Here is a 16,919-nt window from a genome sequence, read left to right on the forward strand (position 1 = left end):
CTAACTGACTGACAGCTAGGTTTATGATTACTCAACAGGAAGACAGAGAACTCGCCCGCTGCCGTCGGTTGATCGAGGAGAAAATGGGGTGGGGCAGAAGCGACGGTTGGTCTACCCAGGATTTCGAACGGCTTAGCGAACAGATTGCCGAACAGACGGGCATTTCGCTGAGCGTAACAACACTCAAGCGGGTGTGGGGGCGGGTGCGCTATGAGTCGGCACCCACAGCCACCACGCTCAATGCGCTGGTACAGTTTGCGGGGTATGAAAACTGGTCGCATTTTAAAGATAAACCGCAGAACCGTGAGCCTGAGATAGACTTACGTTCCCAAATCCAACAGGTTGAAAAGGCGCCTATTTCTGCGCCGGAACCCGTTCGATCAGTTCGACCTTCGGGCAAGAGATTCTGGTGGATTGGGGCCGGACTGCTCATCTGCTTTGTTGGGATTCTGGTGTTTTCCCTGAAAGAGACTACGCCAAAGCCGCTCTCTCCAGGCGACTTCTCATTCAGTAGCCAACCCGTTACGAAGGGTCTTCCGAACTCCGTCGTTTTTCACTACGACGCTAAAGCCTCGCCCACCGATTCGGTGTTTATTCAACAATCATGGGACCCGCGTCGACGCGATCTGGTACCTAAAAACGGCCACGAATACACGTCAATTTATTATTCGCCCGGCTACTATCGGGCTAAGCTGGTGATCGGTAAGCAGATTGTGAAGCAACACAACCTGTTGATTCCATCGGATGGCTGGCACGTGGCCGTTTTGTGGACACCTGTTCCGATCTATTTCAAACCCGATGACGTGATTCGAAAAGGAGTTCTGGGGTTGTCGGTTGAGGATATTAAGAAACGCAATATTCCAGTACAACCTCAGCCTCCAACAGTACTTTATCGGTATGTGCGGGAGTTTGACCGGCTTAATGCTAAAAATTTTGTATTCGAGACGCGGGTGAGAAATGACTTTGAAAAAGGCTCCTCGGCTTGCCAGTATATTCGGATAATGGTTCTCTGTAAGAACCAATACTTCTCGATTCCATTGTCGGCAAAAGGCTGTATTGGCAATCTGGATTTGTACCTGGCGGGCCACCAAGCAGAAGCAAAGACGAAAGATTTATCCAATTTTGGGGCTGATTTGTCAAAGTGGGTCGACGTTCGTTGTGAGGTTCGGAACAAGCGGGTGCAACTCTTTGTGGCTGGCAAAAAAGCGTATGAAGCCATCGCGCCCAATGCGTTTACGGATATTGTGGGTGTCAGCTACGAGTTTGAAGGCACCGGTTCAGTCGATTTCGTTCGCTTTAAACGGCCGGATGGAACGATTGCGTTTGAAGATAATTTTGATTCACCAGAAGGTTTAAACACAGAGCGGTCCGCCGTTGCGGCACAGAGGATTACACAGAGTAAACGGAGTTTTAACTAGCTAATTTGACTTTTTAATTTCTCTTTGTTCTCTGTGTAATTCTCTGTTTCTCTGTGTTTAAAGAAAATAGCTATATGAAAGCAATTCTTTGCCGCGCCTACGGGCTGCCCGACACGCTTACGCTTGAAGATGTTCCTGCACCAACGCCCGGCCCCGGTGAGGTGTTGATTCAGACGAAAGCCTGCAGCCTGAATTTTCCGGATACGCTCACGATCCGGAATATGTATCAGTTTAAACCCCCGCTGCCGTTTTCGCCGGGGAGTGAATCGTCGGGCATCGTGAAATCGGTGGGCGAGGGTGTAAAGCACGTCAAACCGGGCGATCACGTATTCACGTTCGGTTCGCATGGCGGACTGGCCGAAGAACGCATTTCGGATGCCCGAACCACGATTCCCCTGCCTGCTGGGATGGATTTTGTAACAGGTGCGTCGACCATGTATGCGTATGGCACCTCCTATCACGCCCTGAAAGATCGCGCGCAACTGCAACCCGGCGAAACATTGCTGGTGTTGGGAGCGGCTGGCGGTGTCGGTTTAGCCGCCGTAGAATTAGGTGATCTGATGGGAGCCACGGTCATCGCAGCCGCATCGTCCGACGAAAAACTAGCGGTCTGCAACGAGAAAGGGGCGACCTACATGATCAATTACACTACCGAAGACCTGCGCGAACGGATCAAAGACATCACGCAGGGAAAAGGCGTCGATGTGATTTACGACCCCGTGGGCGACAAATGGGCGGAACCGGCCATCCGGTCGCTGGCCTGGAAAGGTCGGTATCTGGTCGTCGGGTTTGCGGGGGGCGAAATTCCGAAGATTCCGCTGAATCTGGCGCTGTTAAAAGGTAGTTCGCTGGTGGGCGTTTTCTGGGGCATGTTCACCCAAAAAGAAGCGGCCCTGAGCATGAAAAACATGCAGGAAATTGCGGGTTGGGCCATGGAAGGTAAAATCTCACCGCACATTTCTAAACACTATACGTTGGCCGAAGCCCCACAGGCGCTTACCGATATGATGGAGCGGAAGGTGATTGGTAAAGCGGTCGTGGTGTTGTAGAAACATTCTCTGCCTTCACCTGTTCAATAGAACGCAGATCTTTATGATCCTTATGATTTATTTATGATTTAATCCCTGAATAACGGAATATTCATTTGGCCATTTATCCGGAAAAATCATAACTAATCTTAATAATCATAAGAATCTGCGTTCTATAGAGGAGATTAGATGTCCTGTTTACGCATGGGTAAGGTTATTTTGGGGCGATGGTTGCTGCTTATCCTGCTGATGGGTAGCCACATTGGCAGTTTTGGACAGGGCCTTAGTTTGTTGGGTATTCCGCTGGATACGTTGCTGAAAACCAAGATACCACGGGTCGACAAAGCCTACATAACGACCTATTATCGACAGTTACATTTATATGCCGTCAGCGACCGTCAGGATTATACCCTACGAGTGGTTGGTTCGCCGAATACATTGGTTTACAGGCCCAATCTGGCCTGGTCGCTGGGTCTGGGGGTCAACTACAAATGGTTCGGAACGGAAATAACGGTTAAACTGCCATTCTTTGGCTACAACAACGACCTCCGGGGAAAGACCAAACCGTTTGGAGTGACTATCAATTTAAACAACCGCCGGTTCTGGTTATCAACGCAATACCAGTTTTATCGGGGCTTTTATTTGAGCAATCCCGATATTCTTCAGGCGAACTGGTTCGATCATAATACGGCTTATCCGTACCGCAACGATCTTCGGAGCCAGACGGTGTCGAGCCGGTTGCTGTACCAGTTCAATCCGCTCCAGCTCTCGACACCAGCCACATTGCTTCAGCGGGAAGAGCAACGCAAAGGCGCAAGTTCCTGGAATGTTGGGGCTTCGATAACCTATCAGCTCATACGGGCCGATTCGTCCCTGGTACCCACTGCGTTACAGGCTGATTTTCGGCCCGAGTCGAATCTGCTGAATCTTAAATCGGTGGCCGTGGGTATCGATCTGGGGTATAGCCAGACGTTTGTTTATCGCAAACACTATTTTGTCAGTTTCACCGTACGGCCGGGGCTTACGATTATGCTACAACAAAGCAGTGGAGAAACATCGGGTTCCGAAACGCATATACAGCCGGGCTGGGAGGGCATTGCATCGGCAACGATTGGCTATAGTTCGAGTATCTTTTATGGCGGATTGTATGGATCAACCACGCTGATGAACCGGACCTTTTCGAATGGCTTGATCAACACAAACACGAGTTATCTTCGACTGGTGTTCGGTAAGCGAATCCGCTATCGACCGAAAGGGATCATAAAGCAGGTTCCTGGTTTGTAAGTTATCATTCATTGTCATTGATGGTCATTAGGTTGTCATTGATAGATTATCCACAATGAATGACTATTAATGACAACCTAATGACAATGAATGACCATCTATTTTTTCGTTGGTTTCGCGCTCATGTAAAACGTTAGTTTCCCGCCTTTCAAAATATCCGAATGTGTAAGGATGGGTTTCGACAACTCCCTGCCATTCAACAGCACCTTTTGCACGTACACATTTTTATCGCCCTGATTAATGGCTTCAATGGTAAACGTCTGGCCATTTTCCAGGTTCAACCGGGCATTTTTGACCGAAGGACTTCCCAATGAGTACTCTTCGGAGCCGGGCGCTACCGGGTAAAAGCCCATCGACGAGAACATGTACCAGGCGCTCATCTGGCCACAATCGTCATTGCCGCCCAAGCCGTCGGGGGCGGATTTGTATTGCATGTTGAGGATCATCCGAACGCGTTCCTGCGTTTTCCAGGACTGTCCCGCCCAGTTGTACAGGTAGGCAATGTGGTGCGCTGGTTCGTTGCCGTGAATGTACCCACCAATGATTCCTTCGCGGGTGATGTCTTCCGTTTCGGCAAAAAACTCGTCCGGCAAATGCATCGAAAAGAGCGAGTCGAGCCGGGTGGCAAACTTTTTTGGCCCACCCATTACTTGCATCAGGGCTGCTGGATTTTGTGGTACAAAAAAGCTGAAGTTCCAGGAATTGCCCTCAATAAAACCTTGCCCATCCGTTTTCAATACGTCAAATTCTTTTTTGAACGAACCATCGGCCAGGCGGGGGCGCATAAACCCAATGGACGTATCGTAGACGTTCTTCCAGTTTTCGGAGCGTTTGAGATAGGTGGCATACACGTCGGGCCGATTCAATTTCTTCGCCAGTTGGGCAATGCACCAATCGTCATACGCATACTCAAGCGTGTTCGAGACGGAGGTTCTATTTGTATTGTCGGGAATAAAGCCCTTATCGATGTACTCCCCAATGCCTTCATAGTCTCGGTGGTTGGAGGTGGCTATGCAGGCGTCCAGCGCTTTCTGAGCATCGCCTTTATACACACCCTTGATAATGGCATCGGCCAGCACCGATACGCTGTGATACCCACTCATACACCAGTTGTCATTGGCGTAATGCGACCAGATGGGCAGCATTTTGAGTGCGCTTTGGTCGTAATGGGCCATCATAGACTGCACCATATCGTTAGAGCGAGCGGGTTGCGTAAGATTCAAGAATGGATGCAGCGCCCGATAGGTATCCCACAGTGAAAACGTCGTATAATTCGTAAACCCACCCGCCTGATGCACGCCCTGATCCAACCCTTTATATTGCCCATTCGCATCCATGTAGGTGGTTGGGTTGATAAACGAGTGATAGAGCGACGTATAGAAGTTTACTTTGTCGGTTTCCGATGCGTCGATCTGGATTTTGTTCAACTCCTTATTCCAGTCGGCCTGGGCTCGTGCTTTGGTTTGCTCGAAGTTCCAGTGTGGGATTTCGGTTTGTATGTTGGCCAGCGCATTTTCCTGACTAACCGGCGATAAGGCCATTTTTAGTTTAACTTTCTCGCCCTCGTTCGTATCGAAGTCGAAATACATCCGAATCTTCTTGCCCGCTAGTTCCGGGAAGTTTTTGGTCTGATCGAACTTCCGCCAGAATCCCTTATACACCTGCGGTTTATCCAGGTTTTGCTGTCCGTATGATTTAAACGGCTTCGAGAATGACAGGGCAAAATACACCGTTCGGGTGCGGGCCCAGCCGTTGGTTTGCCGATAACCCGTTATCAGTGTGTCATTGACCACCCGCACGTACGTCCAGACCACTTTATCCTCGTAATTGTAAATACCGTGCGTCAAGTCCAGAATAATGTGCGACTGATCCGACTTTGGAAACGTGTACTGGTGAAAGCCAACCCGACTGGAAGCCGTCAGCTCGGCGGTAATGGCATCATCGTCAAGTTCGACTTTGTAATACCCCGCTTCGGCCACCTCATTCGCGTGCGAAAACGCCGACCGATAGCCACCCTTGGGATTCGACGCCACGCCCGGATTGAGTTGTAAAGCCCCCTGCGTGGGCATGATCAGAAAATCGCCCAGATCCGAGTGCCCCGTTCCGCTAAAGTGTGTATGACTAAATCCGACAATCGTTTTGTCTTCGTATTTATAACCCGCACAGTATCGATAAACATCGCCATTGTATTTGCCATTGAATTCGTACGATAACGTGTCTGAGTCGGGGCTTAGCTGAACCGAGCCAAACGGCACCGTAGCACCCGGAAAGGTATGTCCCATTTTTTCGGTGCCTATCAGCGGGTGGACGTAAGGGACAAGATTCTGTTGAGCGTAAGAGAGGAGAAAAAGGAATTGGAAGAGGATTGTAAAGGTAATTTTCATCATTTTTTGACGGGAAATCCATTGGCTATGGTAATGGGGTAAAAAGGTACGAAAAGCTTTTGGAACTGCCTTTTGTAGGGGAGAAGATTTATGGTGATTGTGATGCCAGGTGCTTACACCTGACGCACCGTTCTCGCTTGGCTTCGCCGAGTGAGGACTATCGTTTCAAGGGCCTCTGGCCCGTTTTTGACATAATTCACCGGCCAGAGGCCGTCAAAAAATAATCCTCACTCGGCGAAGCCAAGCGAGAGCGTCGGGAATGAGGGATCTCAAGCGTCAGGAAACTTGAGATCCCTCATTCTTCGGGATGACAAAAACACGCGTGCGAAATCGCAATAAAATGTGCGAAATCGCACATTTTATTTAAGCTAATCTCTGTCAACTGATTGACTTCTAGTAGATTGCCTCCTGGCACGTTGTTTGGCTTTCTATCAGTGCAATACAACACAGAAAATGGATAAAGAACTTGCCCCAGAGATCGCCAACCGTGGCCGCAATCGGAACCTGCTTATTGGGGTGACGGCTGTTGTTGTATTGGCACTGGTCATTCTCTGGACACGGAATGCGCTCAAAACATCTGTCGAGGCCGATCGAATACGCTTGGCAACGGCAGAAATCGGACCAGTCGAAAATTCCCTGAATGCCACGGGTGAAGTCATTCCCGCTTACGAGCAGATCTATACCAGTCCCATTCGGGCCAGTATCCGTCGGATATTACTGACACCGGGTACGTCGGTAAAAGCGGGTCAGCCTATTATGGATCTTGATAAGTCGCTCACCGAAATTGAATTGGAAAAACTCAATGACCAGCTGGCGCTGAAACGGAACGGCATCGATCAGTTGCGCATGAAGTTGAATAAAAGCCTGTACGATGCCGAAGTGAATGATCAGATAAAGCTGCTCAATATCAATCGGCTACGGGCTGATCTGGAAGGGACCAAACGATTGCAGAAAGTAGGCGGGAGCACCGGCGAAGATGTGACCCGCGCCGAAAACGCCCTTCGCGTGGCCGAACTGGAAAAAAAGCAGTTAGAGAACGACCTCACCTACAATCGGGAGTCGATGAGCGCCAGCCTGCGCGAAACCACTTTGCAGGCCCAGATTGAAGAAAAGAACCTGAAAGAGCTGACCCACAAACTAAAACAGGCCGACATCATTGCCGACCGGCCGGGTGTGCTGACCTGGGTGAATGAAAACATCGGGTCGGCCGTCAACGAAGGCGAAATGCTGGCCAAACTGGCCGATCTGGCGAGTTTTCGGGTCGAAGGGTCGTGTTCTGATGTGTATGCCGATCAGGTTAAAGTAGGGCTAATGGTTACGGTTAAAGTAAATGAAACCAATCTGCGGGGGCTCATTACGCAGGTGAAACCCGCCGTTAAAAATGGGATTGTGCAGTTTGTGATTCAACTGGATAATAGCCACCACGCGTCCCTGCGTCCGAATATGAAAGTGGAGGTGTTCGTCATCACCGATCGGGTGGCAAAGGCCGTGCGGGTAGCTAACGGTCCCGCCTTCAAGGGCAAGCGAACCCAGTACGTATATGTGTTACCGAAAGGGAGTCAGGTAGCGCACCGTCGGGAGATCGCGTTAGGTCTATCCAACTTTGATTTCGTAGAAATAAAGTCAGGAATTCAGCCGGGAGAACAAATCATCCTGACCGATCTGAGCCAATACGAGCATCTGGAAGAAATCACCATTGAGCCGAAACACTAACCCAGACTGCTATGAACCGCTTTTACTTAGTCATATTTCCCAGGTCTGTGTCCCCACAGACCCACGCACCGGATGGTAAAGGGTGGCTGTCGCAAAAGTGGCCTGTGGGGACACAGGCCTGGGATGAATTCCGTTTTTATCTACTCATTTTCTGCTTATTACTTGAAATCCAGCCACTATCGGCACAAACACAAGTCACGACCCTGAACGAGGTTTTGCAACTGGCGCAGGCACAGTCGGTGTCGGCGAAACGGGCTAACACGCAACAGCGTACGAATATCTGGGCTTACCGCTCGTTTCTGGCGCAGTTTAAACCGCAGCTCAGTCTGGATGGGTCTTTGCCAAACTTTACCCGCTCGTACGTGCAGGTGACGCAGCCAGATGGTAACATTCGGTTTGAACCCGTATCGTATAATAATTCGATCCTGAATTTGTCGCTGAGTCAGACAATTGCGCCAACGGGCGGGACGATTTTTGTCCAGAAACAACTCCAGCGATTCGATAATTTCATTCAGAATAGCACGCTTTATAATGGCATTCCGTTTGGCATTGGCCTGTCGCAACCGCTGTTCCAGTTCAACCAGATGCGCTGGGATAAGAAAATCCAGCCACTGTTATTTGCCGAGGGAAATCAGCAACTGATCGAATCGCTCGAACAGGTTTCCCTGAACGCGACCAACCTGTATTTTGATCTGCTGGTGTCGCAGGTAAATCTGCAAATTGCCGAAACCAACCGTGTCAATAATGATACCCTTTATCACATTGCGCTCCACAAACTAGACCTTGGCAAAATTTCGCAGAACGATTTGTTACAACTGCAACTGAGCGTACTCAATGCCGAGAAAGACCTGGCATCGGCGCGACAAACGGCAGCCGTTGCTTCGCTCAAACTGAAGACGTTTATTGGCTACCGAACGGAAGCAAACGGTCGTTCGGTGATTAGCCAAACGCGCCCTCTTGAATTGGCCATTCCCAACCAGATTCCTGATCTGACGGTCGATGTGAATCGGGCGATCAACGAGGCCACGGCCAATCGGGCGGCAGCCATTGCGTTCAAACGTCGGCTGCTGGAGGCTGAACGGGATCTAGAAAAAGCGCGCAAAAACAATGGTCTGAACGCGACATTAACGGCGGGATACGGTTTGTCGAATCAGGGCCCCAGTCTCATTGACGTATACGTTCGTCCGCAGAACCGGGAATATGTATCGCTTCAATTTACGCTACCCATTATGACCTGGGGCCGCGCGCAGGCCATTGTCGAAACGGCAAAGGCAAACCGGGAACTGGCGCAGCAAACCGTCGAGCAGGATAAACTCACTTTCGAGCAGGAGATTTTTACGCAGGTGACCCTCTTACAAATGCTTCGCCAGCAAGTGACGCTCACTGCCAAAGCCGACCAGATTGGCCAGAATCGCTATCAGATTGCGCAGGATCGCTTCAAACTAAGCGACCTCAGCGTGACCGACTTAGGGATTGCCACGCAGGAAAAAGACCGCGCCCGTCGCGATGCCATCCTGGCCCTGCGCGACTATTGGCAGGCGTATTACACGCTTCGATTATTGACCTTGTATGATTTTGAAACAAACCAGAAGATTACAGGAATGGATAATGTAAAATGAATAATGACCAGATACCTATTATGCATTGTACACTATTCATTCAAAGTCGCCGGTTCGGTTCATTTTACATTATTCATTATCCATTGTTCATTATTAATTATGATCTCTCTCCAAAACATCGAAAAAGTCTACCGGACCAGCACCATCGAAACGCTGGCGCTGAACAACATCAACCTGGATATTAAGAAAGGTGAATTTGTCTCCATTATGGGTCCGTCGGGTTGCGGCAAGAGTACCCTGCTCAACGTCATGGGCCTGCTCGATGAACCCTCGAAAGGCACGGTTCAACTGGATGGGCAGCTGGTCACGAAGTACACCGACAAGGAACTGGCCCGACTGCGTAACCAGAAGATCGGCTTCATTTTTCAGAGCTTCCACCTGATCAATGACCTGTCGGTGCTCGATAACGTGGAGATTCCCCTTTTGTATCGGGCAACTAATGGTAAGCCACGTCAGGAGTACGCCAAAGAGGCATTGGCAAAAGTAGGTCTGAGTAACCGCATGAAGCACTTCCCAAAGCAGTTATCGGGCGGACAGAAACAGCGTGTCGCTATTGCCCGTGCCATTGTGGGCAATCCTGATATCATTCTGGCCGATGAACCAACCGGCAACCTCGACAGTGCCATGGGCAACGAAATCATGAACATTCTCCAGCAACTCAACGACGACGGCGCCACCATCGTGATGGTTACCCACGACGAACAAATGGCCAAACGCACCCACCGACTCATTCGCCTGTTCGACGGAACGCAGGTGTTGTAAGCAGGGAGCGCGGGGCTTGGAGCAGGGCTGACCTCTGTATACCCTGCACCGTGCGCCCTGCACCTCGCTAAAAACTATATATGTTATGCTACTAAACTACATAAAAATCGCCTGGAAGGTGTTGCTGCGGCATCCCTTTTACACCTTCATTACCCTTTTCGGCATCAGCCTGACACTGACCGTGATGATGGTGCTGACCTCCTTTCTCGATCACCTGATTGGGAGCCATTACCCTGAAAATAAGCGGGATCGGATGCTTTATATCATGCAAATGCGGCAGCAGGATTCGAGTCGGACGTCGAATAGCTCAGGCCCTATGAGTTTTAAGTTTTTGACAGACTATGCCAAGTCGCTGAAAACGCCTGAACGAGTAACGATCACCACCTTTATCAATAGCTCCAATGCCTATGTGGGTTCGCAGAAAATCAAACTCAATACCAAATTCACCGATGTCGATTTCTGGCAGGTAACCGACTTTGACTTTCTGGAAGGCAAACCGTACAATGAACAGAATATGGCCAACGGCGAAAACGTGGCGGTCATTACCGATGATTTCAAAAAGCACTATTTTGATAATGCTGGCGAACCCGTTGTTGGTAAGGATGTTGAAATCGAAAACATTCATTATAAGGTAATTGGCGTAGTGAAGGCCAGTCCAGCTACCCGCCCATTTACCTATGCTGATGTTTACTTCCCGTACACGACTCCCAAAAGTAATTACCAGGCCACCGGAATGCGGGGCGGGTATGTGGCGATGATATTGGCGAAAGATAAAACCGACCTGCCGGCTATTCAGGAGGAGTTCAAGAGTCATATCGACCGTATCCCATTGCCCGGTATCCAGGATGGATTTAAATATTCGGTACTGGAGGTGAAGGGCGAGCCCTATCTGGATAATTTTATAGGGCCTATCCTGGAGGGGAACTCTGGAATCAAGACTATTTTTTTCGGAGTGATTACGTTTGTTCTATTCATGTTGATGGGCTTGCCAGCAATCAACTTAGTCAATATAAATGTCAGCCGAATTATGGAACGAGCCTCTGAAATTGGTATTCGGAAAGCCTTTGGTGCACCCGTAAAAACGCTGGTCTGGCAGTTCATTGTTGAGAATATTTTCATTACTCTTATCGGTGGTACCATTGCACTGGGCCTGACAATGATTGTCATTCACTTGATCAATACCAGCGGCATGATTGCCTACGCCGATCTGACCATCAATCTGAATGTATTCTTAATTAGCCTGCTCGTGTGCCTGATTTTCGGACTCCTATCTGGCGTGTTGCCCGCCCTGCGTATGTCGAAACTAACCATTGCCGAAGCGCTAAAAGCATAGGGCAGGGAGCGCGGTGCGGGGGGCACGGAGCTTGGTTCCCTGCCCCGTGCGCCCTGCACCGCGCTACTAAACAATCAATCTTATGATCCCTCATCTGTTTAAATTAATCTGGAATAAGAAGAAAGCACACGCTCTCCTGATCGTCGAGATCTGGGCGTCGTTTATGGTGCTTTTTGGACTGGCAACACTGGTTGTTGTGAACGTTGGAAATTACACAGAGCCGTTGGGCTTCCGCTACGAAAACGTCTGGGCCATTGGCCTGAAGGCTAACCAGGATACGACCGAAATCGCGGACAAATTACAGCGGGTACAGCAACGATTGAAGGCGTATCCGGAAGTCGAATCTGTTTCCCGGATGGGTAGCAACTTTCCATTTTCGGCGAATCAAACGAACAATGGTATTGAGTACAAAAAGCGAAAAGTGCTCGCGGACTTTTACACAACCGATGAGAACTTTGCAAAAACGCTTGATATTCCCGTCTCAGAAGGCCATTGGTATCGAAATGCCGACAGTGTAGGTAAATACACGCCCGTGATCATCAATCAGAAGGCCAGAGAAGGCTTATTTGGGGATGAAAACCCGCTGGGTAAAATTATTGGTGAGCGATTCCGGGTTGTTGGCGTGATCGATAATTTCAAAGCCAAGGGCGAATTTATGACGAATAAACCGGCTGTGTTTGAACTAGCAAAGGCCAATGCAACCTGGATCGATACGATGCTGATCAAAGTAAAACCCGGAACGGATGCCACGTTTGAAGCCAAAGTCGTGAAAGACATCGCATCGATGGTGACTGGCTGGAGTGTGGAAGTGGATTACCTGACCGATTCGCGTAAAAATCAGCACAATCTGGTTTTGGTGCCTATTATTATCGCGCTCATTGTAAGCGGGTTTTTATTGATCAATGTCGCCCTTGGTTTATTTGGCGTCCTGAACCTGAGCATTGCCAAACGCCGGGGAGAAATTGGTCTGCGCCGGGCATTGGGTGCCACGGGGAACGGAATTTCGACCCAATTCATCGGTGAAATCTGGGTACTGGCTACCTTTGCCATGTTGATTGGACTCCTGTTTGCCGCCCAATTTCCGTTGTTAAACGTATTTGACTTACAGGCAAGTATTTACGTAATCGCCATTCTGATTGCGGTCGCTATCATTTACGGCATTGTCACGCTCTGCGCCCTTTTCCCCAGCCGACAAGCCGCCATGATTCAACCCGCTGTGGCGTTGCATGAGGAATAAGATTAATGGATAATGAATAATGTAAAATGGATAATGTAAAATGGATAATGAACAATGAATAATGAATAATAGACTGTAGCCCGCCATTATTCATTGTTCATTATCCATTATTCATTAAAAAAGTATGCTCCTCATCATCGACGACGATATTGCTATTCAAACGTCACTTTCCCTGTTGTTCAGGAAAGAAGGATTTACTGTGCGCGTTGCCGATGGGCCGTTTGAGGCTTTTGAGGTTCTGAACGAGGAGGTGCCGGAGTTGATGTTGCTCGACATGAATTTCTCGGTCGATACCTCCGGTGATGATGGGTTGCGGTTGTTGCGCCGAATCCGGGAACGACTCCCTAATGTGCCGGTTATTCTGATTACGGGTTGGGGGAGTATTGACCTGGCGGTGGAAGGCATGAAAGCTGGAGCGAAAGATTTTATTACGAAGCCCTGGCAGAATGACCACCTCGTTCAGGCGGCTCGCACGGCGCTGAACCTGGCGCAACCCGTAGCGGCATCGCCTAATCGTCGGAAACTCGATCAGCAGTTTCGGTTCGATAACATTGTGGGCGAAGACCCCAATCTGCTGGATATTCTGACAACTATCGGGCGCGTATCGCCAACCGATGCGCCCGTATTGATAACGGGCGAAAGTGGTACGGGCAAAGAACTCATTGCCGAAGCCATTCACCAGAACAGCCGACGGAAACGTCAGCCTTTCGTGAAAGTCAATCTGGGTGGTATTTCATCGACGCTCTTCGAAAGTGAACTGTTCGGGCACGTGCGGGGTGCCTTTACCGATGCCAAAACCGACCGAGTAGGTCGTTTCGAATTGGCCAATAAAGGGTCTATTTTCCTGGACGAAATTGGGGATCTTGATCCCGCCAGTCAGGTTAAATTACTGCGCGTGTTGCAGGATCGCACGTTCGAGCCGTTGGGCAGCAGTAAGTCGCGAACGGTGGATGTGCGGGTAATTTGCGCTACTAATCGTAATCTCGAAGAGATGGTCAGCAGAGGGCAGTTTCGGGAAGATTTATTTTACCGGATCAACCTCATTACCGTTCGGTTGCCTGCTTTGCGGGAGCGCCCTGGAGATATTCCATTGTTGGTCAACTACTTCGTAACCAATCTGAAAACCATCTATAATCGCCCGGACTTGCGCGTAGGCCCGGTGGCGCAGAAGTGGCTGAAAAATCTGGCCTTACCGGGGAATATTCGCCAATTGAAAAACGTGGTCGAGCGTACTGTTCTGCTGTCATCCAACGACGAACTACAAACCGACGACTTCGAAAGAAACCTTACATCAAACGTAACCACCCCGCTCCATGCCCCGAGCTCCTTGCCCGATGTAGGTACCATGACCCTGGAGGAGATGGAATACCAAATGATTCAGCGGGCTATGGCGTTCCATCATAACCGGGTAGCGAAAGTAGCGCGAGCGTTAGGCATCACCCGTTTTGCACTCTACCGCCGATTAGAGAAATTTGGCATTCCATATAGTATCGAGGAGTAGTATGGAGCACGGGGCATGGAGCTGGGAGTTTACCCCCGCCCTGTGCTCCCCGCCCCGTGCTCCCCGCCCCAAGCCCCCTATGCACGTTAGTTTTCGCACCCGCTATTTGCTGTACATTATTGCTATTCATCTGGCAATGACGGGGTTGCTGTTTTTGGTGTTAAAAGAAAATAAGCTGCTGTTCATTGCCAGTGAAATCGGACTTTTACTGTCTGTATATGCGGCTATCAGTATTTACAGGCGGTTTCAGCAACCGTCAGAATTCATTGCCTCGGGGATTGAAGCCATTCGGGATAAGGACTTTACGGTCAAGTTCGTGCCGACGGGTAATCAGGAGGTCGACGAATTGATCACCGTCTATAACCTGATGATCGACCAGCTTCGGCAGGAGCGGACCCGGCAGGTAGAACAGCAGTTTTTTCTGGAAAAACTCATCGAAGCCGCCCCCATTGCGATTCTGATTTTTGATTTCGACGGGAATGTAGCGTCCGTTAATCCACGAGCCAGTCAACTGCTATCGGTGCGCCCCGACGACGTAGTTGGGAAACAACTAGCGGAACTTGGGTTTTCGCTATTGGCCCAAATTGCTGATCTGGCCGATGGTGAATCGCGGATTATGAAGCCCAATGGGCTTGAAACCTACAAAGTCCTGCGGTCGAATTTCATGGATCGCGGTTTCCGTCGCTCGTTTCTGATCATTGAGGAACTCACCCCCGAAATTCTGGCGAGTGAGAAGAAAGCCTACAGCAAAGTAATCCGGATGATGGCACACGAGGTGAACAATTCCATCGGAGCTGTTAATTCAATTCTCGATGTGACGCATACCTACGTAGCTGATCCCGATGTGCAACACGCCGTTCGGGTAGCCATTGAACGTAACGACCGACTGAACCGCTTCATGCGCCGGTTTGCCGATGTTGTGCGTTTACCGCAACCCCAGAAACGGGCTATGGATATCGGTGAAATTGCCCGAAGCGTTGTCCGGTTAATGCAGCCACAGGCCGAGTTGCGGGGTGTAAATCTTCAATTCATCGCGCAGGAAGCGAATGTTCAGGTGGTCGATGTGGAGCAACTGGAGCAGGTGCTGGTCAATATTGTAAAAAATGCCCTCGAAGCCTGCGAAACGGGCCACCGTGTCGAGGTGATCAGCTCGGCACGCCAGCTGGTTATTCGTGATAATGGGGAGCCTATCCTCAATGATATTGAAGCCAACCTGTTTAATCCATTCTACAGCACCAAGCCCGAAGGCCAGGGCATCGGCCTGACCCTCACCCGCGAAATTCTCCTGAATCACCAGTTTTCGTTCTCCCTTAAAACCAACGAAGACGGCTGGACCGAGTTCCTGATTGAGTTTTCGTGATGATGAGGACGATGGCGCAAGGCTCTAGCCTTGTGCCTACTATTCCTCGGCCTCTGGCCGGATTATCAATCCTACCTATCTTTGCAGCCCGGCCAGAGGCCGGAAAATAATAGACACAAGGCTCGAGCCAACGTGGCCCGGCCTTGCGCCATCGTATGCCATCTTTTATCAGGTTTCAGTCGTATATACAACCCAAAACAGTGAATTATTTCCAATGATGAATGCACGAATTGAACAAATTCAACAATCAATTGAGCCGTTGCGGCAGGAGATTATAAACCACAAGGTGTATGACGCCATTCAAAGTGTCGACGATGTCCGGGTGTTCATGCAGTATCACGTATTTGCCGTCTGGGATTTTATGTCGCTACTCAAGGCCCTGCAACTTAACCTGACCTGTACATTGGTTCCCTGGTTTCCGAAGGGCTCGGCGGAAACCCGCTATTTAATCAATGAAATCGTTGCCGGCGAAGAATCGGATGTCGATATGGACGGCACCCGTAAAAGCCACTTCGAACTGTATCTGGATGCCATGCAGCAGTGCGGTGCTGATACAGCACCAATAGAAACATTTGTGGCCATCCTGAAAGAAACGGGTGATTTCGATCAGGCGTTCTCGGCCTCTGCAACCCCGCAGGCTGCCAACGATTTCGTGAAATTTACCTTTGCTATTATTTCGGGTAATCGGGAGCACCAGCAATCGGCGGTATTTACGTTCGGGCGCGAAGACCTGATTCCGGGCATGTTTATTTCGATCATCAACGACCTGCACAGGAAATTCCCGGATAGCCTGTCCATCTTCAAATACTATCTCGAACGCCACATTGAAGTCGACGGTGATCACCATAGCCAACTAGCGCTACAAATGACGGCCAATCTATGCGGTGATAACGAGCAATACTGGCTGGAAGCCGAAGAAGCTGTTCGTCAGGCTTTACAAAAACGCATTGAACTTTGGGACGGTGTGTATGAGGAGTTAATAGGGAAGCGAAAGGCTCTCCAAGAGAAAGAGACGGCTGGCTTGGTTTAGCTCCAGAGAAGAGCGTAATCTAAAGAGTAGATTGAATCATCCGCTATACATACCTTCGAGGTAGGTGTAGCGGTTCTTTTGTGATATTAGGCCTACCATGTCAGGCAATGAAAGATAAAGTCATCAATTGAAAACCGTGTCGCTCGACACAGTGATCGACAAGCATATTGGTAAAATCGGGACACAACGACGTGATGAAAATTGTATTAGTAAGGAATGCCATCAGGGCTTTCTTATAAAAATGCGGAAG

At 49.6% G+C, this 16,919-nt stretch carries 12 protein-coding genes; 11 read left to right on the plus strand and 1 reads right to left on the minus strand.

Annotation, left to right across the window (positions count from 1 at the left end):
* The first annotated feature begins 23 nt into the window (after positions 1–23).
* The 3 genes from ACYVGO_RS24870 (at position 24) to ACYVGO_RS24880 (ending at position 3,730) form a co-directional block, all read left to right on the plus strand.
* Positions 24–1,418, plus strand: a complete 1,395-nt coding sequence (locus tag ACYVGO_RS24870) for a hypothetical protein (RefSeq protein WP_460971592.1) — start codon at positions 24–26, stop codon at positions 1,416–1,418.
* A 74-nt stretch (positions 1,419–1,492) separates the two neighbouring features.
* Positions 1,493–2,467 (plus strand): NADPH:quinone oxidoreductase family protein, encoded by a 975-nt coding sequence (locus ACYVGO_RS24875; protein ID WP_460971593.1) that lies wholly within the window; start codon positions 1,493–1,495, stop codon positions 2,465–2,467.
* Positions 2,468–2,650: 183 nt separating this feature from the next.
* Positions 2,651–3,730 carry a DUF4421 family protein gene (locus ACYVGO_RS24880; protein ID WP_460971594.1) on the plus strand — a complete coding sequence of 360 codons (1,080 nt, stop codon included), beginning with the start codon at positions 2,651–2,653 and terminating at the stop codon, positions 3,728–3,730.
* A gap of 98 nt (positions 3,731–3,828) precedes the next feature.
* On the opposite strand, the gene ACYVGO_RS24885 is transcribed toward ACYVGO_RS24880, so the two are convergent.
* Positions 3,829–6,117 carry a GH92 family glycosyl hydrolase gene (locus ACYVGO_RS24885; protein ID WP_460971595.1) on the minus strand — a complete coding sequence of 763 codons (2,289 nt, stop codon included), beginning with the start codon at positions 6,115–6,117 and terminating at the stop codon, positions 3,829–3,831.
* Positions 6,118–6,567: 450 nt separating this feature from the next.
* On the opposite strand from ACYVGO_RS24885, the gene ACYVGO_RS24890 reads away from it, so the two are divergent.
* The 8 genes from ACYVGO_RS24890 to ACYVGO_RS24925 all read left to right on the plus strand — a co-directional run bounded on the left by ACYVGO_RS24890 (position 6,568) and on the right by ACYVGO_RS24925 (position 16,669).
* Positions 6,568–7,827, plus strand: coding sequence for an efflux RND transporter periplasmic adaptor subunit (locus ACYVGO_RS24890; protein ID WP_460971596.1), 1,260 nt, complete (start codon positions 6,568–6,570; stop codon positions 7,825–7,827).
* A gap of 11 nt (positions 7,828–7,838) precedes the next feature.
* A complete protein-coding gene (locus ACYVGO_RS24895; protein ID WP_460971597.1) occupies positions 7,839–9,446 on the plus strand; it encodes a TolC family protein in 1,608 nt (535 codons plus the stop codon).
* Positions 9,447–9,545: 99 nt separating this feature from the next.
* Entirely contained in the window at positions 9,546–10,208 is a 663-nt protein-coding gene (locus tag ACYVGO_RS24900; protein WP_460971598.1) for an ABC transporter ATP-binding protein, read from the plus strand.
* An 85-nt stretch (positions 10,209–10,293) separates the two neighbouring features.
* Entirely contained in the window at positions 10,294–11,541 is a 1,248-nt protein-coding gene (locus ACYVGO_RS24905; RefSeq protein WP_460971599.1) for an ABC transporter permease, read from the plus strand.
* Positions 11,542–11,623: 82 nt separating this feature from the next.
* Positions 11,624–12,778 (plus strand): ABC transporter permease, encoded by a 1,155-nt coding sequence (locus tag ACYVGO_RS24910; protein WP_142773270.1) that lies wholly within the window; start codon positions 11,624–11,626, stop codon positions 12,776–12,778.
* A 124-nt stretch (positions 12,779–12,902) separates the two neighbouring features.
* Entirely contained in the window at positions 12,903–14,279 is a 1,377-nt protein-coding gene (locus tag ACYVGO_RS24915) for a sigma-54-dependent transcriptional regulator (RefSeq protein ID WP_460971600.1), read from the plus strand.
* A 79-nt stretch (positions 14,280–14,358) separates the two neighbouring features.
* The gene (locus ACYVGO_RS24920; RefSeq protein ID WP_460972106.1) at positions 14,359–15,639 is read left to right on the plus strand and encodes a sensor histidine kinase; all 1,281 of its coding nucleotides are present in this window, start codon (positions 14,359–14,361) and stop codon (positions 15,637–15,639) included.
* Positions 15,640–15,856: 217 nt separating this feature from the next.
* Complete coding sequence (locus ACYVGO_RS24925) at positions 15,857–16,669, plus strand: DUF3050 domain-containing protein (RefSeq protein WP_460972107.1); 813 nt, start codon at positions 15,857–15,859, stop codon at positions 16,667–16,669.
* Positions 16,670–16,919: the final 250 nt, after the last annotated feature.

It is taken from the genome of Spirosoma migulaei, assembly GCF_054776855.1.

Excerpts from the sequence above, each read along its gene's own strand:
- ACYVGO_RS24870 (WP_460971592.1), top strand. The coding sequence starts at position 24 with ATGATTACTCAACAGGAAGACAGAGAACTCGCCCGCTGCCGTCGGTTG.
- ACYVGO_RS24875 (WP_460971593.1), top strand. The coding sequence starts at position 1,493 with ATGAAAGCAATTCTTTGCCGCGCCTACGGGCTGCCCGACACGCTTACG.
- ACYVGO_RS24880 (WP_460971594.1), top strand. The coding sequence starts at position 2,651 with ATGGGTAAGGTTATTTTGGGGCGATGGTTGCTGCTTATCCTGCTGATG.
- ACYVGO_RS24885 (WP_460971595.1), bottom strand. The coding sequence starts at position 6,117 with ATGATGAAAATTACCTTTACAATCCTCTTCCAATTCCTTTTTCTCCTC.
- ACYVGO_RS24890 (WP_460971596.1), top strand. The coding sequence starts at position 6,568 with ATGGATAAAGAACTTGCCCCAGAGATCGCCAACCGTGGCCGCAATCGG.
- ACYVGO_RS24895 (WP_460971597.1), top strand. The coding sequence starts at position 7,839 with ATGAACCGCTTTTACTTAGTCATATTTCCCAGGTCTGTGTCCCCACAG.
- ACYVGO_RS24900 (WP_460971598.1), top strand. The coding sequence starts at position 9,546 with ATGATCTCTCTCCAAAACATCGAAAAAGTCTACCGGACCAGCACCATC.
- ACYVGO_RS24905 (WP_460971599.1), top strand. The coding sequence starts at position 10,294 with ATGCTACTAAACTACATAAAAATCGCCTGGAAGGTGTTGCTGCGGCAT.
- ACYVGO_RS24910 (WP_142773270.1), top strand. The coding sequence starts at position 11,624 with ATGATCCCTCATCTGTTTAAATTAATCTGGAATAAGAAGAAAGCACAC.
- ACYVGO_RS24915 (WP_460971600.1), top strand. The coding sequence starts at position 12,903 with ATGCTCCTCATCATCGACGACGATATTGCTATTCAAACGTCACTTTCC.
- ACYVGO_RS24920 (WP_460972106.1), top strand. The coding sequence starts at position 14,359 with ATGCACGTTAGTTTTCGCACCCGCTATTTGCTGTACATTATTGCTATT.
- ACYVGO_RS24925 (WP_460972107.1), top strand. The coding sequence starts at position 15,857 with ATGAATGCACGAATTGAACAAATTCAACAATCAATTGAGCCGTTGCGG.